We start from the raw sequence: 19,294 nt of genomic DNA on the forward strand, positions 1-19,294 counted from the left end.
TACTAAGAATTCATCTGTCCCTGCCTATTTCTTTCAAGCTTCGCCTGCTCAACCATCTGCCGAATAAACGGTCCTTTGGCTTCGGTATAAGCTGCACGTTCATATTTGAATTGGTACGCCAAATCTTTTTTTAAATTGTCATACGCTCGCAGGCCCTCAGGATGCGCTTTTAAGTAATCTCTGAACAATAGATGGTTTTCCCAATGCTCACCTTTATACTTGTAAATATGCAAATGATGGGTCCCAGCTCCCCATTCTCCACGGCGAAAGAAAGCTCTCTTTGGAAAATCAGGCTTATGTACATATTCATATTGAATACCTAGTAAGCGCTCCCGATGTTCGGATTGAATACTTGCCAAATCTTCCACTCCAACCATAATATCAATAATAGGCTTAGCTCCCAGATTAAGAACGGACGTACTACCGATATGCTCTATGCCGACACATACACCTCTGAGAGTCTCTACAATTTTCGCTCGCTCTCGCGTATACTCTTCCGCCCACTGCGAATCATACCCGGATATCTCCACCTGTGAGGACATACATGAACACACCTCCCCTAGTTTTCTAAAAATGCCTTCTAATCGTGCTTGGCACAAATCAGAAGGCATTCTCTTGTTCAAATTAAAAATCATTCAGCAACTCCAGCCCTATTATTCGGCTTCTCAATCACGATCAGACAGGTACTGTCTGGCAAAGGAACCGGCTCTCCCTGCTCATCGGTAAATTCAATACGCCCGGCCAGCGCTTCCGCATAGCCCTCCTGCAAATAGTGACGACTTTCACGAATTATTGCCTGCGATCCAAGCGTGCGACGAATACACTCTTCATACTGTGAAGGAGTTAAATACCCAAACTGCTCCTGCACTTCATGCACATAAGCTTCTGTTCCCCACGTGTAGGTGTATAGAAATTCCATCGCATCGTTCACAGGCAAAATAGCCACATGCTCACTCACACGCTCCACTTCAATGTCGCGACCTGTAAAATCTTTGGCATATCGCAACAGCCATTCCATTCCGTCCGGCTCCAGGAACCGGATTCGTCTGCGCTGTTCTACCGGTTCAGTCATAATGCCGTCACGGATAATGATCCGTCCGCCCGGTGCCAGCACACGATAGGCGCTTTGCAAAGCAGCCTCTACCGTATGCAGATTGAATCGGGTTCCATCCCGTTCGATGTAAGAATACAGCTCATGGAGAATGGAAGAGAAAATGACCGTATCCATGCTCCCCGGCTCTATAAATTCCTCCAGTTGGAGAGCATCTCCTTTAATAACATCCCAGCGGTGGCCCTCCAATTGCTTTTTACGTTTGAGCGCTTCAATAACATTCACAGAAATATCAAGTCCCAGCGGCTTCGCGTCTGGTATCTCCTGTTCAATCAGGTCCAGCAGCACACCCCCGCCCGGTCCGATATCCAGTACACGAGTTCCCGTCACGTAATCCAGAATGACCTTTTTGTAATCTACAGTTAGGTTCATGTCCGTAAGGTACGTCTCCTCATTGTGAAAACGATCATAAGCATCACGGCGCAAGCCGAACAGGTCAAACAGTAGTAATATAGCTTTGTCATACAAAGGCGTTTTTTCCGCCTCGATGCAAAAGTCGATCAGCTTCTCAGCCGCAGATGAAAAATGAAAATTGAAAAAAACGGTACTCGGCAGTTCCTCTTTATGCTCCACGATCACATTCAAATGAGGATTATGCTTCCGTTTTCCTTTCAAGATATCCTGCCAGGATAACGCGTGTAAATATTTTTCAATCATCCGTTTTTTATAAACGTTAATTTTCTTGATGCCGCGATAGTCATAATGCATGGTGTTCATGAGCGATTCAAAGCTGATATGACGCACCGTTGCAGGCAATTCCTGTCCCGTACCATCCCGTAACGTGAGCAAAAATACCTTCACCAGCTCCTGAAGCGAAAAATCCTGTAAAGCCGACTCCACATACCAAAGCGTTCGATTTTCCAACGGAGTCAGCGCCTTATCTACATTCAACTCGCGCTCCAGCTCGGCATAAGCCTGCTCAAATGGCTCCCCTTCATGAATAGAAACCGATCGTAATCTCTCCAGTCGTTCCTTTACACTCCAGGCCACAGGCGCGTTATCCCATGCGATCCAGCCAATCAGTTGCTCCACTTCACTCCGTACCTGCTCCCATAATTCAGGGTCTACCCCAGCGATAATGCACTCGTTCAGCGCCCGTAAGGCAAGCTCCAGTTCCTCGTGGCTTAACCAGCCCTTACGGGTAATTTCCAGCAGCGCCCGATTTTCCGCAAAAGGAATTTCGCCCCGTATATATTGTCCGATTAATCCATGGGTCTCAATCAGAATCCGAGTCATAGTATTGCGGGGAAACACCGGTTTCTCCGCTTGAGCCTGTCTGACGTACAGCTGGGCGGAACCGATATTATGCACAAATAAATTGATGCCCTCCTGCTGCCAGCGCAGCCGTTCGCGAACTGTGCCTCCTTTGGCCGTCTCAGACCATACCAGCACGTCTTCCAGCAGCTCCTTAATCCAGAAAGACAGCGGAAGCCCGTCCAAAATAAGCAACGTACGCTCCACATAATCCAGTACGGGATTAGCATCCTTTAACTCCCCTATAGAGTGGATGCGTTCCAGATTCACAATACGCTCCTCAGCCGAAACGAGCAGTTTCAGCCAAGTCGGCGTATCCCAGGCCAGATCGTTTTCTTTCCGATAGTTAGCAATGGCTTTTAACGATTGCAGCATTTTTCCTCACCTCGATTGATTCGGATTCGGTATAAACGTGTGATAGGTAAGAGCCTTGTATAAACTACACTTTACCATACATTTGCAGCTTCCACCCCGTGGAAAATATTAAACATTTTTATCAATCCTGCGTTTGACATGCTTGCCAAACGCATACATGACCCCCAGATGCACTTTGGCCTGAGTGTATTTATAAATAAACCAGGGCTGGGACGGCACATAATCATGAATCGCTACGACACAAGTATCCGTACCGGGGATTTGCAGAAATTCGAGCCTGCCCCGATGATCCTCTTTCACCGTGGCAAAGGTACTGCGAAAACAAAAAGATATCTCCCAGCCTTACGGCTTAGAAAATATCTTATCACCCTTGTTATATGCAGTTAATTTATTATTCTCTGCCTCGTTCAGAAAGTTGCGGGGCTTCTATGCAACACGTCAACTCCTGTACCATTCGTATCGCTTATTTACCGGCAGGAACTCCATCCGGTACAGGAATGCCAAAATCAGGCGTTCCGTCCTCATTCCAGTTCAACGGCTGGACACGTGTATGGCGATTCGGGTCATACAGCGGGTCACCCGTAATTTCCTTGTAGTTCCGTGCATGATACACGATGACATCATTACCGTCAGCCCCAACCGTAAAGCTGTTATGACCCGGTCCAAACTGGCCCGTTTCCTCATTCGTGCAAAATACAGGCTGAGGTGATTTCGTCCACGATTTCGGGTCGAGCAGGTCTGCATTTTCGTCCGCTGTCAGCAGTCCCATGCAATAATTGTAATCGGTGGCGCTGGCTGAATAACTGATAAAGATTCGTCCGTTCCGTTTCAGAACTGCCGCTCCTTCATTCACCTTAAAACCAATGACTTCCCAATCATATTCAGGGGTGGAGATCATCACCTGCTCACCGCGCAGCGTCCACGGATTGCTCATTTCAGAAATGTACAGATTGGAATTACCGACAATGTCCGGGTCCTTCTGTGCCCATACATAATACAGAACTCCATGATGCTGGAAGGTTGTCGCATCAAGCGCGAACGTTTCCCAACGGGTTTTGATCTGCCCCTTTTCCACCCATTCTCCTTCCAGCGGGTTGGCCGAAGCATTTTCCAGCACGAACATCCGGTGGTCGAACAGGCCTTCCTTCGTTTCTGTAGTGCGGGCCGCTGCAAAATAAATGTACCATTTGCCATCAATAAAATGAATTTCCGGTGCCCAAATGTTGGCGCTTAACGGGCCTGTTTCATATTTGTGCCACACGGCGATAGGCTCTGCTGTATTTAATCCCTGAATGGTAAGTGCCCGTCGAACCTCAATGCGATCATACTCGGGTACGGACCCGGTAAAGTAATAATATCCGTCACTATGCTTGTAAATCCAGGGATCTGCACGTTGCTCAATAACCGGATTAATAAAAGGTACAGGTTGATTCATGGTTCTTCTCTCCTCTATATAAGTATGTAGTTCATACAATTAATCGCCGATACGCTTACCCCAGATGGAAATTCCCTTGTCGTCCATCCCTGTAAAAATTAAAGTTTGGCGACCCAGCTCCCAATCCCATGAAGGAAGTAAAAGCAGTTGTTCCTTGGTTCCTTCGGATGTATCGCTCCAATCCATTGTTAAAGTACGCTTGCCATCAAAGCTCCAGTGGCCTTCAAGCGTTCCGCTGGTTGCCCGACCTCCATCTTCCAGACGAAGCGGTTCAGCTTCCACTTGACCGTCCACTTCCTGCTTCATCACGATGCGTTCCCAACTGCCGGATAATAATCTTTGAGGTATGTCCTGTTCCTTCTCGCCCGCATACCGTTCCGGTGATACGACAGGCCAGCCCTCAGCGGTCCATAATATTTTGCGTACATGCAGATACGGCCATCGCTTATCCGTCTCTCCCCGTGCATGATGCACGATATAATAATCCTCTCCGTCCTTCAGGACGGAATTGTGACCCGGCGCAATCCAGCCTTCTCCTTCGCTGAACCGATAACCGCCCAGTACCTTGTTCCCAATCTCGTATTGGGGCAAATAGCTGGTATCTGCCATATCATGTCCATTGATATCCACATACGGCCCTGTGATCGAATCCGAGCGGGCAACACGTACATTATAATCCTCGAACAAAGAATCATACGAGACAAACAAGTAATATTTGCGGAATGTGGGATTATACACAATGTACGGCCCTTCCACAGCTCCGTCCTCTGTTGCCCGATCTCTGGCGGCAATATTTTTGCCATAGCCGGATTCTTTGAGCTTTCCAGTCTGGGGATCAAGCGGTGTAATATAGATGCCTCCAAAAAACGAGCCGTACACCATCCACGAATTCCCCTCCGCATCCAGCACCGGATTGGCATCAATTGCATTCAGCTTGTCATGCTCCTTCGTTTTAACGACCAGCCCTTCATCCTTCCACGGGCCTTCCGGCGAGCTGGATGTCTGCAATCCGATGGCTGATCGTGTGCTTCCAAAGGTAGAGGCTGAATAATACATCCGGTAGGTATCGCCCATTTTAATAACGTCCGGTGCCCACAGATTGGTTGCTGACGACCATGCCTCCGCTTCCTTGGGAATGCCAGGCAGTGCATACTGTACCCAGTTCCAGTGAATCAGATCGGTCGATTTGCGCACCATAACCCCCGGTCTCAGCTCTCCGCCTGCCTTTACATCCGTGGAGTAGACATAATAGCCGTGATCTGTTTTGATAATCGCCGGATCATGCGCATTGTTAATCGCCCATTGCTGCTCATCGTTTATCGTACTTTGATCATACAAGTGATCGGGAGGCGGAGCCTGCGGGTACACAGGGTCCGGGGTATTATCCCCACAGCCGGATAGGCCCAGCATAAGCAGCATCACCATAACTGTTATTCTCCTCCTTTCTTTACCCATTACATATTCTGAATGCCTTGCATCATTCATCCGTGCCCTCCAGTGGCTACACTTAACCTTTGACACCAGAAATAGCAACCGACTCAATAATCTGTTTCTGGAAGATCAGGAATATAATCAGCACAGGTAACAAAGCGATTATGGAAGCTGCCATAATGAGCGGATAATCCGTCTGAATGGCATAGGTCGCATTAAAGTTCGCTATGACCAGCTGCAACGTCTGCGTTTCCGGTGAATTCAAATAAATAATAGGGGCCAGATAATCATTCCAAATCCCCATGAACCATAAAATAAGCTGCGCAGCGATAGCTGGCTTAATGAGCGGGAACGTAATCGACGAGTAGAGTCGGAAATAAGAGCTTCCATCAATTTTAGCAGCTTCGATAATGGCATCCGGTATGCTAAGTAAATACTGCCGCAGGAAAAAGATCATGACCACATTCCCAAACAGACCCGGAACGATCAGTGGAAGAAGCGTGTCTACCCAACCGAGCTTGGAAAACATCATAAACTGTGGAATCATAACCGTCGGATACGGGATCATCATCGATGCGATCAGGGCCAGAAACAGTTTGTTTTTATGAGGAAATCTCAGCTTTGCGAATGCAAAAGCAGCCACACTGGATGTAAAAGTACCAATAACGGTAACACTTACTGCTACAATTACACTGTTTTTAATCCCGCTGAGCAAAGGCCCTGCTTCCCAAATCTCCTTGTACTTGCTGAACTGGAACACTTCTGGTATCCATACTGGCGGAAGAGCAAAAACATCCTGCTTTTCCTTAACCGAGGTGGACAGCATCCAGAGCAACGGTGCGATCATCACAATAGCTCCAATGGCCAGGGCAATAAAGATAATCGTATTGGTAACTTTTGTTCTTTGACTATGGGACATAATCAGACTCACTCCTTTCCGCGAAAATCAATCCCCATCAAAGGATGACTTTTCATTCATTTTGAATTGGATCAACGTTACGATAAAAATGAAGATGCCGAGAATCATAGCCATCGCGGAGGCATAGCCCATTTGCAGGTTTTTGAATGCCTTATCCCAAATATAGAAGACGATTGAGGCGGAGGAGTATTCTGGACCACCCGTTGGTGTCATAATATTCATTTCGGTAAAAATTTGCGAACCGCCAATGATATTGGTTACGACCAGGAAAAAGGTTACCGGCTTCACCATTGGCCATGTAATGTTGCGGAACATTTGGAATCCGCTGGCTCCATCCAGCTCTGCTGCTTCATAATAAGAGCGAGATACACTTTGCAACGCCGCCAGGTACAGCAACATGGTATAGCCAAGACCTTTCCAAACCGTCATGAGAATCAAGGCTGGCTTGACTGTATCCTTATCCATCAGCCAGTTAGGACCTTTGATGCCGAACAGCTCAAGAAATTGATTCACCAGACCATAGTCTCCGTTGTATGCCCAGTTCCACATAATAGAAACGGCAGCCAAAGAGGAAATAACTGGAATATAGTAGATCACACGAAATGTCGTCGTGCCTGGAATCTTGCGATTCAACCCCAGTGCTAGCAGTAAAGCTAATACTAGACCGATTGGAATACCCAGCATTAAGAAAAGAGTATTGTACATCGATTTGTAAAAGAGCTCATCGCTAAATAAATCCCTAAAATTGTCGAGACCAATAAAGTTCATTTGTCCCAATCCGTCCCAATCTGTAAAAGAGCCGTATAACGAATAGACAAACGGGAACAACGTAAAGATTAGCAGACCGAGAATAGGAGGAAGAATAAATAAGTATCCATATATCTTCTCTTTGCGGTAGAGATTAGATTTGGTTATCACAGGGCTCACCTCTGTTTCTAATTTGGAATGAAGATGATGCCAGCAGCATGATATCAGCCACTAACATCATCCCTTATCCGCTATTTATGCATTATTTCTGTGATTTTTTCTCTTGCTCCACCGCTTTATCCAGCAGTTTCTGCATCTTTGGTTGCTCCTGCTTTACATAGTCCGCTGCTGTAATCTTACCGTCCAGCACAGGTTGAATATCGGTGAAGAAAATATCGTACCATTCAGCGTTATACGTATAGTTGCCTGGCAATGAGCGACCATAGTCATTCACAATATCAATAAATTCTTGTTTGTTAGCAGGCTTGGTTTTCGCATCTTTGGCCCACTCATCCGCCATATCCAGCAGATTCGGAATTTGTACCTTTGCGTCTACGAGCTGCTTCATTCCTTCTTTGGAAGTCGTCAGATAGTTGACCAGAGCTACAGCTTCATCCGGGTACTTTGTTTTAGAGGAAACACCGATACCCAGAGAACCAATCCATGTTGCCGATTTGCCAGTCGATCCTGCCGGGAAAGGCAACAGATCATATTCAAATGGCAGTTTTTCAAATGTACTCATATCCCAAGGACCTACCGGGAAGAATGCCATTTCACCCTTCATCCAGCGTTGATAGGTGTCCAGTGTTTGTGATTGTTCAATACCAGGTGTAATTTTATATTTGTTTTGCATATCAGCAAAGTACTGAAGCGCTTCCGCAAATTTCGGATCATCAATCGTTACTTTGGTTTTGCTCTCATCCAGCCAATCTGCCCCATTGCTCCATACAAAGGCTTGTAATGCCCACTGAACGTTAAAGCCTGTACCGTATTGATCTGGCTTGCCGTCGCCATTTGTATCTTTGGTCAACTCTTGGCTGACCTTGATGAATTCATCCCATGTATACGGTTTGTCTTTATCAGGCAAGGGAATGCCCGCTTTTTCGAACATCGTTTTGTTGTAGCCGAGTGCGAATGGACCCAAGTCCTTCGGCATACCGTAAATATCTCCTTGACCGGCCATTTTACCGTCATAGCGATACAAATCCACACCGTATTTCCAAATGTTATCCAGATTTATATCCTTGTTCTTCTCAATGTAAGGGGTGAGGTCCTTCAGTACCCCACTATTTACATAAGCCTTCACATCTCCAGGGTTAAAATAAAAGACATCTGGAAGATTATTCCCTGTGATCGCAGCTCTAAGCTTTGTCGCATATTGATCCGCTGCTGTCACGACCATTTTAACCTTCACGCCAGGATGTTCTTCTTCAAATTTCTTAATGACTTCCTTATATGCCTTCTGCTCATCTGTTCCGCCACGGAACATGAACGTAAGCTCCTTGCTTCCATCACTACTGGAGCTTCCTCCACTACAGCCAGCCAGTGCAGCAACCATCAACAACAGCACAACCATTGTCATTGCAAAACCTTTTTTCTTTATCAACGCGACCCCTCCTAAAATTGAAATGAAACCGCATACATATAGTGTTAAAATAAACTCATACCACTTGGGCTGTATTCACCTGTGTGGTACATCATCTGTTGTACACTCAGCCTGTGATCATCATCCCTCTCATGCGCCATATAATTAATATTTTACTTTATCAATAATGTATTCGTTTACAAACAAAATATAGCATGCCGTTCAACGGTTCGTCAATGTATTTTTAAATCTTTTTAAACAAATATAAAGTATAGAATTGAATAGCGTGAAAAGTTAAATTAAAACGTATTTAAGTACGTTTTAACTGTATAATTCAATTAAATAACTTAAATACGATTTTATTTAAGTGAAAAATTGATTCTGAGTTTCGTTTCACTCCCCTTTTTATTTTTGTAAAAATAATTTATAGCAAAGCGGTTTACTTCTTTCTGATTTTATTTTAACATAAGTCAAAACAAATATATAAGCGCTTACAATACATTTTTTAGAGATAAGGAAGGTCTATAGCTATGATTTATATTAAGGACTTAATGTCAGGGCTAGACATTTTCAAAGCGCTCGGTTCGGAAATCCGCATTCAAATTCTGGAATTACTCGCCGCCCATCAAGGACAAAGTATGAATGACATCGCTAACAAACTTGATCTGAGCAACGGCACGATTACGATGCATATTCGTAAGCTGGAGGAATGCGGCCTTGTCGAGATCAATACCGTGAGTGGCAAGCACGGAACCCGAAAAATGTGCTATCTGAACAAGGAAAAGCTGATGGTGGACTTGCGTAGCAGAGAGCAGAAGAATGTGTATGAGGTTGAAATTCGCATCGGTCATTATAGTAACTATCAAGCAGTACCTACCTGTGGCTTGGTGACCAGAGACAGCATTATTGGCGATTTTGATGATCCCCGCTATTTTGCAGATCCCGGGCGGCTGGATTCTGAAATGATCTGGATGGCAGATGGCTTTCTGGAATATCGGATTCCTAACTATCTGAAAGAGAATCAATCCTTTACCGAAATTCAATTTTCCGCAGAGCTGGGCTCAGAAGCACCGGGTTATTGTGAGGAATACCCGTCCGATATTTGTTTTCATGTGAATGATATTCCCATCGGTCACTGGACCAGCGCCGGAGACTTTGGAGAAGTGCCCGGGGTCCTCAATCCCGATTGGTGGCCGCCGCACCTGAACCAATACGGCATGCTCAAATTAATCCGCATCAATCAACATGGAAGCTTCATCGACGGATGCCGTATATCCGAAGTCACACTGGAGGATATCGGCCTGAACTATAAAAGTGATATTACATTACGTTTATCCGTATCCGATCAGCCGCAGAACAAAGGGGGTCTCACCATTTTCGGCAAAAGATTCGGCAATTTCAGTCAGGATCTTCTGGTGCGTGTGCTTTATGAAGAACACGGGGAGGACAACGTTAGCTGATGGCTTCCCATATGTAAAAAGGCCGAAGCCCGTATTCGTGGAATACGTATCCTCGGCCTAAGCATGCTTCTCCTCACTTAAAGAGATATAGATCAACAGATAAAAAATGACCGCGATTCCAAACACCAGCCAGCTAAATGACAACAAATGAAGCCTTGCTCCGGCATGTACCACCCATTTCCAAACATCCATCACGATCACTATGGGTTGCAACGCCATATCCCAGCTATTCCAGCGAGCAAATCTGCCGATATATACACCCACACTGGACAGCCACAGGAACATCAAAACGATAACCCACGCAAGCCAGCCGGAACAAACCTTTTGCAGCATATGGTGGATCATAAATATACAAATGGAAGTAAGAAAAAGACCAATCCCTGCCGCCGAAAAAGACGTAAATAAGATTAACCAAAATTGAGTATTCAGCCAAAAACGCGAGTCAGGATTCACATCATAAAAACGGAATGCATGCAGTAATTCAGTCAGCAAATACAGCGCATTCGGCAGAAAAAACAACCATACGACTCCGGCAATTAATAAAAGAAGCCTTCTCACTTTTAAGTTTCCTAGCCTGGATAAGGCGATCATTCCCAGAGAAATCAAGACTGGAACCCATGCCAGAAATATATCCCAGTACAAAAATTGATACATTTTCGTCCCACTTGTGGACTGCACATACATAATAAGCCCATAACATCCCAACGTAGCTACAAGCAGTACACCCAATAAGCCGGGTAGCTTATATCTCTTTCCTTTAAACAACAAACTCTTGTCCAGCCCCCTGCCTGAATATACGTATATACGTCATGCTGCCATACTTGTTTATAGAAATGCTCACTCCGTTTATTACACAGTTCGTATGTCCCCGGTTACGTGATTCTCCATAGTCAAAACATCAAAAGTAACATCACAACCTTCTCCGACCGGAGATTGTGCAACGACCCCAACCTTTAGCTCGTTTGGAACATCCATGCCAAAATATCTCGCCAACTTCCATTGCTGCCCGTCTGATGAATAATGAAAAGCAAAGCAATTGCCGGCTCTTGCCACTCGCAAATACGGATTGGAAACGTCCATCGTCCCAGATATACAATCATCGGACGTATCCCGTGTGACCACACTAAGAATAGAGGGAGTGCTTTCAAAATATTCAAAGCATAGCTTGGCCCAATGGGTATCATCCGCCATAATCATCAAGCATCCTGAATCATAAGGCTGCTTCATATCGACACGAACCCTCGTCCATATTGTAAAATCACCTTGAAGCGTTGTATGCAAAAAGGGTGCAGACGATTTTATCGCTGCGCCGGACGGATCTCTAAAGAAATCTGCCTGTGAAGGTGCAGATACCTGTAAATTCTTGGATTCATCGAATCTCCATACAGTCGGTTCGTTGATCCAGCCCCATCCCGTAGGCAAAACCTTGCCGTTAAAGCGTTCAAATACGTTCATATGGACACCATCCCTCTCTAGCCAATATTGTCAAATATCATGGTGAAATCGGGGGCCCAATCCCCCTTGATACCACTATATACGTTATTTTCCAATCGTCAATGATGATGCTCCTGTCTTTAAATTCATAAAAAAAAGACTTGCCATCCTGAAATGTTGTGCTTATAATTACACCTAACTTGATACGGTAACAAATTTCAATGACGAGAACGAGTAAGCTATACAGCGGATTTGCAGAGAGTTGGGGCAGGTGAAAGCCAACATTCCGAGGGTAGCCGAACGCCATCTCCGAGAAGCGGGCTGAACTTGAAGTAAGCTCTGCCGCCTTTCCAGCGTTAACCGGAACACGTATTGATGGATACGTGAACAGAGTGTCATTTCTTATGGAATGAAACTAGGGTGGTAACACGGGTATAAACTCGTCCCTTTACAGGGGCGGGTTTTTTTGTTTTTCAAAAAGGAGGAAATCAACATGACGAACGTATCGACCACAGTATCTATAAGCGATTTTTTAACTCCAGCTGTACGGGAAATGCCGCCTTCAGGCATCCGTAAGTTTTTTGAATATAGCGCAGGCAGAAAAGATATTGTTTCGCTTGGTGTCGGTGAACCGGACTTTGTGACCCCTCAACATGTCAGAAGGGCTTGTATCACAGCACTGGAAAATGGCAAAACCTCGTACACACCGAATGCTGGTCTTCCCGAGCTGCGTGAGGAGATTTCCGGGTATCTGGAGAGCAGCTTTAACACGTCCTACAATCCGGCAAATGAAATCATGGTAACGATCGGTAGCAGTGAAGCGCTGGATTTGGCGCTCCGCGCCCTGATTACGGAACACGATGAAATTCTCATTCCTGCTCCCTGCTATATTTCGTATTCACCGATCACATTCCTGAATGGAGGGCATACGGTAACGGTTGAAACCTCTGCTGATCAGCAGTTCAAGCTGACGGCCGAAGCGCTCAAAGCCAAGCTGACTCCACGATCCAAAGTGCTTATTCTCTGTTATCCGAACAATCCGACAGGTGGAGTAATGACTTATGAGGACTGGCTACCGATTGCCCGCTTGGTGGAGGAGCATAATCTAGTCGTGATCTCCGATGAAATTTATGGTGAGCTGACCTATGGACAGAAGCATGTAAGCTTCGCCGCTTTGCCGGGCATGAAAGAACGAACCCTGCTCATCAGCGGCTTTTCCAAGGCCTTTGCGATGACGGGTTGGAGAGTCGGCTATGTATGCGGCCCGCAGGAGCTGATTTCAGCCATGCTGAAAATCCATCAATATACCGTTATGTGCGCTCCTATTATCGGGCAAATTGCCGCTATTGAGTCCCTGCGCCACGGGCTGGAGGAAAAAGACCGCATGATGGAATCGTACAATCTGCGCAGAAAATGGTTTGTTGAAAGCTTGCGTCAGACAGGGCTGCCATGCCATGAACCGAACGGTGCCTTCTACGCTTTTCCATCCATTACACACACGGGCTTAAGCTCAGAGCAGTTTGCCAAGCGGTTACTGGAAGAAGAGGGTGTCATTACCGTACCCGGCTCCGCATTCGGACCGGGCGGCGAGGGCTTTATCCGCTGCTCGTACGCATCGTCACAGGAACAACTGGAAATCGCCTTGGAGCGCATCAGCGTATTCTTGAAACGTCTGTAATCAGCCGGCCATTCCCCTACACGACAATAACAAATGTCAGAGATTTCGGAGCTTGGTTGGAAAGTACCGGGAATCCCCCACGGCTGCTTCCGGTATACGTGCTTTAATAGTAGCACTTCCCCGGCATCATTCGTAAAAATGCCCAACACAGCAACCAGAAATTTGTGTCAAAAATATAACATGTAATGACCTATTCGACATAAAGGAGCGAAATGACATCATGAACATTCAAATCAGTCCACTGGCTGAACAGCGGCTTACACAAATTCTCGGTGATCAACCGGGCTATATCAAGCTTTTTTACGACACAGAGGGCTGCGGCTGTGATGGTATTACGGTACTAAAGATCGTCAGCACGCGGACAACGGCGATATAGAAGTACAGGCGGGAAGCTTGCCTTTTCTCGTTAGCGGTCAGCAGGCGATTTATTATGAGGAATCCATGCGCCTTGATGCAGACGAGAAGTTCCTTCCTATAAACTATCCAGCGATTCTACCTTCTATAGTAACAATGTGAAAACCCGGGATGTCCGGCCGTCCTAATCTTTAGGATGGTCCGGCATCCAGAACGTTTTGCACAAAATCGGTTTTAGCGTCCGTGTACGCTTCACGATCATGCTGATTTTCCATTGCCAGCTTCCTTTTTAATGCATCATATTGCTGAACCAGCTCAGGCCGTTCACGAAGACGGTTCCGAAACAACAGTTGTTGATCCCAATGCTCCTCATGTTCCAGCATCAGATGCAGATGTCCCTTTCTTTGATCCTGTTCCACTTTAACCAAAAATCTTCTCCATTCCCGACCGTCCAGCTCAGGCGGAACATAGCTCCAGCCTGCTGGTTGCAAGGCAGATACAATCTGTTCCAGCCTATCCCAGGATTCCAATTTTGCCATAATGTCTATGATGGGCTTGGCGGAAAGATTGGGAATTGCCGTGCTTCCTATGTGCTCCATTTCCGTCACCTTAAACGGCAGTAGCAGCTCCCGCAACTCGTGAATAACCTGCAAGCCCTGCTCTGACCAGTCAGGATCAGGATTCACTATTTTCACAGGCTCCGTAGCCCACACTGGCCAATGTTCCTGATTTTGCTCCTCATGCATTCACTTATCCCCCTTATACCCACTTGTGCGTGCATTCTCTCATTCAACCGTATCTTTTTTAATATCCTTTACTTCATCTTGAAGCTTGCGGCTGTATAACTGAGCATTATCCGCATCAAAACAAACAAAAATAATTTCATCCAAAGCAGCATGCTTCTATACAAAACGTCATAATATCGGCCTTACAACGGGTGTATAGTCTACACAAGCGATTTCCAGTATATCGTCTAAAATTATCTTAAATAACACCCATTATTAATATCAAAGGTCGCTCCCGTATAATACCTGGATCTTTCCGATAGCAGAAAAAGGACAGTATAAGCAACATCTTCTGCATTTAAAGGCTCTGGAATTAGCTGATGACTTGTATATTCTTCCTTTCTCCATTCAGGAATATGATCCATCATTGAAGTACTTACCATCGTTGGTGCCACAGCATTGACCCTTACATAAGGTGAAAAATTCATGGCACAGCTTTTAGTAAAGCCCAAGATTGCAGCTTTTGATAATCCATAGATCGCATCCGAGCTTCCTTCCATTCCAGAAACAGAAGACATATTTACGATAATCCCCTGATGCTTCTTCTCAATCATGAACTTTCCAAAAAATTGCGAGAAATACACACATCCCTTAATATATTCAAAATGAAATAGTCACTTCAATAACATAAGTGTAGTCGCAACCGCATGATCCACAAAAGAACGCTCCGGACGTGACTTCATCATTACGGTAATCCCGATTAACAACGAGATCATCGTATGAGCCAAAGCTCGCGCGTCCGTAGTAGCCTCAAGCTCCCCTGACCGTATACCACGCTCGATGGTTTCTTGAAATACAGTAGAAAGATACATCTGATGTTCCCTCGTCAAAATTTCAAACTTCTCATCATGTGGGGCCAATTCTACCATTGTATTGATGCAAAAGCACCCCCGGTTAGGGCCTTCATCATATTCTTCTGCCACTACCCCTTCAAAAAAATTGCAAATCGCTTCTTTGACAGAAGCACTGCTTAGCAGTCTGGACCGTACATTAGCAGCGTGGGATTGTGTATATTTGCGCAGTGCGGCTTCGAATAATTGCTTTTTATCCCCAAAGGCAGCATAAATACTGGGACGCTGAATTCCCATTTTGGAGGTTAAATCGCTTAAAGACGTAGCCTCGAACCCTTTTTCCCAAAAAAGTTGCATCGCTGCATCCAATGCCTTTTCCTCATCAAATTCCCGTGGTCGAACCATAAATAACCCCTTCTTTTCGTATCGTTCAGTACATTAAGATTGTATGGTCATCAGAAGCGACTGTCAAATATGTACATGATAAACTCTTGACATCTCGTATGGACGCAAGTTATATTAACCTAAAATCATTATGTACCAATCGGTATATTATACTTATCGGTATGTAACTCACAGAAAGTGATGTGGTATGTGAAAATGAAAATGTCAGAAGAAAAAGCGGTACTCCTGCCCCATCAAACTATAGCCAACGCTGCCGAAACAGCCCCCGTTCATTCCATGTCCCGATCTGTGGCACTCCTATTTGCCATCGCCTGTGGGCTGGCTGTCGCCAACATTTATTACGCGCAACCATTACTGGACGCGCTGGCACACGAGTTTGGCATCACACATTCATCGGTTGGCATCGTCATTACAGTCACGCAGATTTGTTATGCATTGGGACTGTTTCTGCTCGTCCCGCTTGGAGATCTTTTGAATCGGCGGCGGCTGATTACTGGACAAATGCTCCTATCCGTGCTGGCGTTAGTCGCAGTTAGCCTGGCTCCCACGCGTACAATCCTGCTCATGGGCATGGCAGCAATTGGGCTGCTGGCTGTCGTCACACAGACACTTGTTGCGTTCGCCTCGACCTTGGCCGCCCCGGCTGAACGCGGACGCATCGTAGGTCTGGTGACCAGCGGTGTCGTTATCGGTATTCTGCTGGCACGAACCGTGGCTGGTGTATTGACCGATCTCGCGGGTTGGCGTTCGGTGTACCTTGTTTCTGCCGCATTGACGCTATTCATGGCTGTAGCGCTGTTTCGGGTGCTGCCACAGAATGAACCCAAAGGAGCAACGCTATCCTATCCGCAGCTACTTCGTTCGGTTCTCACCCTGTTCGTGCAAGAACGGATTCTGCGTGTCCGAGCCGTGCTGGCTTTGCTCATTTTTACTGCGTTCAGCATATTGTGGACTTCGCTGGTACTGCCTCTCAGTGCCCCGCCGCTATCTCTTTCACACACTGCCATCGGGGCCTTTGGTCTGGCCGGAGTCGCCGGAGCATTAGCGGCTGCTCGGGCAGGGCGTCTCGCCGATCAAGGCTCAGGACAGCGGACGACGGGTATTGCGCTGGCTCTGCTACTGCTATCCTGGTTGCCTATCGGCTATACCGAGCACTCGCTGTTCGCTTTGGTCCTTGGCGTTATCCTTCTGGATCTGGCGGTACAGGCTGTGCATGTGACGAATCAGAGCATGATTTTCACTGTACGTCCTGAGGCACGCAGCCGACTGACCGCAGGCTACATGATATTTTATTCCATCGGCAGCGCCACCGGGGCCATCGCTTCGACTCATATGTACACATATGCAGGCTGGAACGGGGTATGTCTATTGGGTGCTGGCGTCAGTGCTCTGGCTCTCGTCTTTTGGGCAGTAACCTGCCGTGCACCCACAAAGCGACTATCCCATAAGAAATAAAACACCGTATATATCTTTCAAATTTCAATCTTATTTACAGGTATTTCGATTCGTACTAGCCCACCATGGGGTGCTACATTTTGATTTTCGATCATCATTACTCCATGATGGAGCTTGACTACTTTGTCAGCGAATGTAAGTCCTATACCATAATGCCCCTGTGAATTTCTGCTTTTATCTGCCATGTAGAACAGTTGGGTAGCTTTCTTCAAACCTTCTCGGGAGAAACCTTTTCCACTATCTATAATTGTAAAAGAGAGCGAATCCGCGATACAACTCAGTTCAAATACGATAGTTCCCCCCTCGGGTGTATAATCCACAGCGTTCGATAGTATATTCATCAATGCACGTTGTAACAGTTCTCGGTAAATATACACCTCAATATCAGGCAACTCTTGATCATTCAGCACCAGCTTATTCGCTTTCTTCCCGCTATATCCAAGGGTGTCCTTAGCCAAATCTTCTACAAGCTTTTTAACAGATGTACGACTCATTTGCTCCGGTAAAACATTTTCCGTCTTCGATATTTGAATCAGTACATTCATGTACTGCTCAATTTTATTTCCTGCATTTAAAATATAATGAATATATGTGGAATGCTCCGAGTTAGGATCAGACAGACTCAATAATTCGGCATTACCTTTAATAATCGTCACAGGAATCTTAATGTCATGGGCTAAAGCCGCGATTTGCTCCTGTTTGGTCTTCTCTAGTTCCCATTGCGCCTTTAAGGATTCTTGCAATGCTTCTCTCATTTCTGAAAGAGAAATAATGACATCATTAATTTCTTGAAAATGAGAAAGCTCCACTTCAAAATCCAAATTATTATTTTTGATATGCTGAGTAACTGATTCCAACTTATTTAAGTTCTTTTGTAGTTTATTAGCAAAAATCGTTGTAATCGTAAATACCCCTGCCAAAATACAGAGAATTAAAAGAATTATACCTGTAGATTCATAATCGGGCAGATGCTCCCTAAGATACGCCGATTGGAATTGTGGTCGTAAATAATATTGAACCACACAATACTCCCGGCCACGATCAATGATTCGAAATACTTTTTGCCCATGATATACCGTTTGCTTGTCCTGAATCATCCCCTTGATCCATTTCAGATCCCTTTCTCCCATATTCCCATATAATTCAACTTTACTTTTCTTATCCAGAATAGCGAAACTCGAACCTTCGCTCATCATTTGTTCAGTCACATGAGAGGCTACCTTAAGTTGTGGCGCCAACCGATCTATCCATTGTTCATTATAATTAGCAGGCATAATAAACCCTGTATTCACGCCTACGACTGTAAAGATCAAGGATAACATCGTTATCCCTGCGCAACTCAGAAATAAACAAATCACATATTTCAGCAGCTCTCTGCGCATCGTCGTTTTTCTTAATCCCACTTATATCCTACACCCCAAACTGTATGAATAGGACTGGTATGATGTGGGCTAAATTTTTTGCGTATCGATCGGATAAACTCTGTAATCGTTGCAAATTGTGCACATCCATCCAACCCGTAAACTTCATCATATATTTCTTCTCTTGTGAAAATTCTCCCTTTATTTTTCGCCAGAAACTCACATATTTTATATTCATTTTTGGTAAGCGGTATTTTTATTTCTTGTACCGAAATCTCTTTGACACCAAAATCAAACGTTATACCTGAAATTAACATTCGAGCAGGGTGTTTTTCACGATTTTCTCTCCTTAGATGAGCGCTTATTCGAGCACTCAGCTCATGAACGCCAAATGGCTTTGTTATATAATCATCTCCCCCTATCATTAGTCCATTAACGATAGCTTCCTCACCAACTTTCGCTGTCAGAAAGACGATAGGGCATTCCACTACCTTCCTAATTTTTTTACAAAGCTCAAACCCATCCAAATCAGGCATCATCACATCCAAGAGAATCAGATCATATCCCAAAAAAGCCTCCAGCGGTAATTCCTTTACCATATGATGTGTATAAACCAAATGTTGGTCCCGTTGCAGGATATTTTTGATGAGGATAAGGATATCTATATCATCATCTATTGCCAATATACTCGCCATATAGATCTTCCTTCCATTT

General features: G+C 45.3%; 18 protein-coding genes, 1 pseudogene and 1 other annotated feature. Of the genes and pseudogenes, 4 read left to right on the forward strand and 15 right to left on the reverse strand.

The genetic code is table 11. The features are described from left to right. Positions 1 to 2: 2 nt before the first annotated feature. The 8 genes from E0698_RS08275 to E0698_RS08310 form a co-directional block, all read right to left on the reverse strand. Positions 3 to 542 (reverse strand): GrpB family protein, encoded by a 540-nt coding sequence (locus tag E0698_RS08275; protein ID WP_192511237.1) that lies wholly within the window; start codon positions 540 to 542, stop codon positions 3 to 5. Positions 543 to 631: 89 nt separating this feature from the next. Next, positions 632 to 2,740, reverse strand: a complete 2,109-nt coding sequence (locus E0698_RS08280) for a class I SAM-dependent methyltransferase (protein ID WP_192511238.1) — start codon at positions 2,738 to 2,740, stop codon at positions 632 to 634. A 108-nt stretch (positions 2,741 to 2,848) separates the two neighbouring features. Beyond that, entirely contained in the window at positions 2,849 to 3,040 is a 192-nt protein-coding gene (locus E0698_RS08285) for a hypothetical protein (RefSeq protein ID WP_192511239.1), read from the reverse strand. A 163-nt stretch (positions 3,041 to 3,203) separates the two neighbouring features. Next, complete coding sequence (locus E0698_RS08290; protein ID WP_192511240.1) at positions 3,204 to 4,175, reverse strand: glycoside hydrolase family 43 protein; 972 nt, start codon at positions 4,173 to 4,175, stop codon at positions 3,204 to 3,206. Positions 4,176 to 4,214: 39 nt separating this feature from the next. After that, a complete protein-coding gene (locus E0698_RS08295) occupies positions 4,215 to 5,600 on the reverse strand; it encodes an arabinan endo-1,5-alpha-L-arabinosidase (RefSeq protein WP_192511241.1) in 1,386 nt (461 codons plus the stop codon). Between the two features lie 82 nt (positions 5,601 to 5,682). Beyond that, on the reverse strand, positions 5,683 to 6,525 hold the full coding sequence (locus tag E0698_RS08300) for a carbohydrate ABC transporter permease (RefSeq protein WP_149094866.1): 843 nt from the start codon (positions 6,523 to 6,525) through the stop codon (positions 5,683 to 5,685). A 27-nt stretch (positions 6,526 to 6,552) separates the two neighbouring features. After that, the gene (locus tag E0698_RS08305) at positions 6,553 to 7,443 is read right to left on the reverse strand and encodes a carbohydrate ABC transporter permease (protein WP_134910278.1); all 891 of its coding nucleotides are present in this window, start codon (positions 7,441 to 7,443) and stop codon (positions 6,553 to 6,555) included. Between the two features lie 91 nt (positions 7,444 to 7,534). After that, positions 7,535 to 8,878: an ABC transporter substrate-binding protein gene (locus tag E0698_RS08310; protein ID WP_134910279.1), complete on the reverse strand. Its 1,344-nt coding sequence runs from the start codon at positions 8,876 to 8,878 to the stop codon at positions 7,535 to 7,537. A gap of 509 nt (positions 8,879 to 9,387) precedes the next feature. Between E0698_RS08310 and E0698_RS08315 the strand changes: the two genes are divergently transcribed. Next, positions 9,388 to 10,317 carry an ArsR/SmtB family transcription factor gene (locus E0698_RS08315; RefSeq protein WP_192511242.1) on the forward strand — a complete coding sequence of 310 codons (930 nt, stop codon included), beginning with the start codon at positions 9,388 to 9,390 and terminating at the stop codon, positions 10,315 to 10,317. A gap of 57 nt (positions 10,318 to 10,374) precedes the next feature. Here the strand turns inward: E0698_RS08315 and E0698_RS08320 are convergent, their stop codons facing one another. Beyond that, positions 10,375 to 11,085, reverse strand: a complete 711-nt coding sequence (locus E0698_RS08320) for a DUF1361 domain-containing protein (protein WP_192511243.1) — start codon at positions 11,083 to 11,085, stop codon at positions 10,375 to 10,377. An 81-nt stretch (positions 11,086 to 11,166) separates the two neighbouring features. Continuing rightward, complete coding sequence (locus E0698_RS08325) at positions 11,167 to 11,772, reverse strand: DUF1349 domain-containing protein (protein ID WP_192511244.1); 606 nt, start codon at positions 11,770 to 11,772, stop codon at positions 11,167 to 11,169. Between the two features lie 191 nt (positions 11,773 to 11,963). Continuing rightward, positions 11,964 to 12,202: a binding site (T-box leader), on the forward strand. A 42-nt stretch (positions 12,203 to 12,244) separates the two neighbouring features. Between E0698_RS08325 and E0698_RS08330 the strand changes: the two genes are divergently transcribed. Both E0698_RS08330 and E0698_RS26700 read left to right on the forward strand, forming a co-directional pair. Continuing rightward, a complete protein-coding gene (locus E0698_RS08330; RefSeq protein WP_192511245.1) occupies positions 12,245 to 13,429 on the forward strand; it encodes an aminotransferase class I/II-fold pyridoxal phosphate-dependent enzyme in 1,185 nt (394 codons plus the stop codon). A gap of 220 nt (positions 13,430 to 13,649) precedes the next feature. Next, positions 13,650 to 13,805 carry an iron-sulfur cluster biosynthesis family protein gene (locus tag E0698_RS26700; RefSeq protein ID WP_238353916.1) on the forward strand — a complete coding sequence of 52 codons (156 nt, stop codon included), beginning with the start codon at positions 13,650 to 13,652 and terminating at the stop codon, positions 13,803 to 13,805. Positions 13,806 to 13,974: 169 nt separating this feature from the next. Here the strand turns inward: E0698_RS26700 and E0698_RS08340 are convergent, their stop codons facing one another. From E0698_RS08340 to E0698_RS08350, 3 genes and pseudogenes are all read right to left on the reverse strand, one after another. Next, positions 13,975 to 14,529: a GrpB family protein gene (locus tag E0698_RS08340; protein ID WP_192511246.1), complete on the reverse strand. Its 555-nt coding sequence runs from the start codon at positions 14,527 to 14,529 to the stop codon at positions 13,975 to 13,977. 233 nt (positions 14,530 to 14,762) lie between these two features. Continuing rightward, a pseudogene (locus E0698_RS08345) lies at positions 14,763 to 15,164 on the reverse strand (SDR family NAD(P)-dependent oxidoreductase); the annotation flags it as partial. An 18-nt stretch (positions 15,165 to 15,182) separates the two neighbouring features. After that, on the reverse strand, positions 15,183 to 15,764 hold the full coding sequence (locus tag E0698_RS08350) for a TetR/AcrR family transcriptional regulator (protein ID WP_044646986.1): 582 nt from the start codon (positions 15,762 to 15,764) through the stop codon (positions 15,183 to 15,185). Between the two features lie 195 nt (positions 15,765 to 15,959). Here E0698_RS08350 and E0698_RS08355 point away from each other — a divergent pair, with 195 nt between their 5' ends. Next, the gene (locus E0698_RS08355; RefSeq protein WP_192511247.1) at positions 15,960 to 17,219 is read left to right on the forward strand and encodes an MFS transporter; all 1,260 of its coding nucleotides are present in this window, start codon (positions 15,960 to 15,962) and stop codon (positions 17,217 to 17,219) included. A gap of 17 nt (positions 17,220 to 17,236) precedes the next feature. Here the strand turns inward: E0698_RS08355 and E0698_RS08360 are convergent, their stop codons facing one another. Next, entirely contained in the window at positions 17,237 to 18,601 is a 1,365-nt protein-coding gene (locus E0698_RS08360) for a sensor histidine kinase (protein ID WP_202894827.1), read from the reverse strand. A gap of 11 nt (positions 18,602 to 18,612) precedes the next feature. Then, entirely contained in the window at positions 18,613 to 19,275 is a 663-nt protein-coding gene (locus E0698_RS08365) for a response regulator transcription factor (RefSeq protein ID WP_192511249.1), read from the reverse strand. Positions 19,276 to 19,294: the final 19 nt, after the last annotated feature.

Source organism: Paenibacillus sp. 23TSA30-6, assembly GCF_014858585.1.
GTDB lineage: Bacteria > Bacillota > Bacilli > Paenibacillales > Paenibacillaceae > Paenibacillus.

Coding starts and splice junctions, on each gene's coding strand:
- E0698_RS08275 (WP_192511237.1), bottom strand. CDS start 542: ATGTCCTCACAGGTGGAGATATCCGGGTATGATTCGCAGTGGGCGGAA.
- E0698_RS08280 (WP_192511238.1), bottom strand. CDS start 2,740: ATGCTGCAATCGTTAAAAGCCATTGCTAACTATCGGAAAGAAAACGAT.
- E0698_RS08290 (WP_192511240.1), bottom strand. CDS start 4,175: ATGAATCAACCTGTACCTTTTATTAATCCGGTTATTGAGCAACGTGCA.
- E0698_RS08295 (WP_192511241.1), bottom strand. CDS start 5,600: ATGGTGATGCTGCTTATGCTGGGCCTATCCGGCTGTGGGGATAATACC.
- E0698_RS08300 (WP_149094866.1), bottom strand. CDS start 6,525: ATGTCCCATAGTCAAAGAACAAAAGTTACCAATACGATTATCTTTATT.
- E0698_RS08315 (WP_192511242.1), top strand. CDS start 9,388: ATGATTTATATTAAGGACTTAATGTCAGGGCTAGACATTTTCAAAGCG.
- E0698_RS08325 (WP_192511244.1), bottom strand. CDS start 11,772: ATGAACGTATTTGAACGCTTTAACGGCAAGGTTTTGCCTACGGGATGG.
- E0698_RS08330 (WP_192511245.1), top strand. CDS start 12,245: ATGACGAACGTATCGACCACAGTATCTATAAGCGATTTTTTAACTCCA.
- E0698_RS26700 (WP_238353916.1), top strand. CDS start 13,650: ATGAACATTCAAATCAGTCCACTGGCTGAACAGCGGCTTACACAAATT.
- E0698_RS08340 (WP_192511246.1), bottom strand. CDS start 14,529: ATGCATGAGGAGCAAAATCAGGAACATTGGCCAGTGTGGGCTACGGAG.
- E0698_RS08350 (WP_044646986.1), bottom strand. CDS start 15,764: ATGGTTCGACCACGGGAATTTGATGAGGAAAAGGCATTGGATGCAGCG.
- E0698_RS08355 (WP_192511247.1), top strand. CDS start 15,960: ATGAAAATGTCAGAAGAAAAAGCGGTACTCCTGCCCCATCAAACTATA.
- E0698_RS08360 (WP_202894827.1), bottom strand. CDS start 18,601: ATGCGCAGAGAGCTGCTGAAATATGTGATTTGTTTATTTCTGAGTTGC.
- E0698_RS08365 (WP_192511249.1), bottom strand. CDS start 19,275: ATGGCGAGTATATTGGCAATAGATGATGATATAGATATCCTTATCCTC.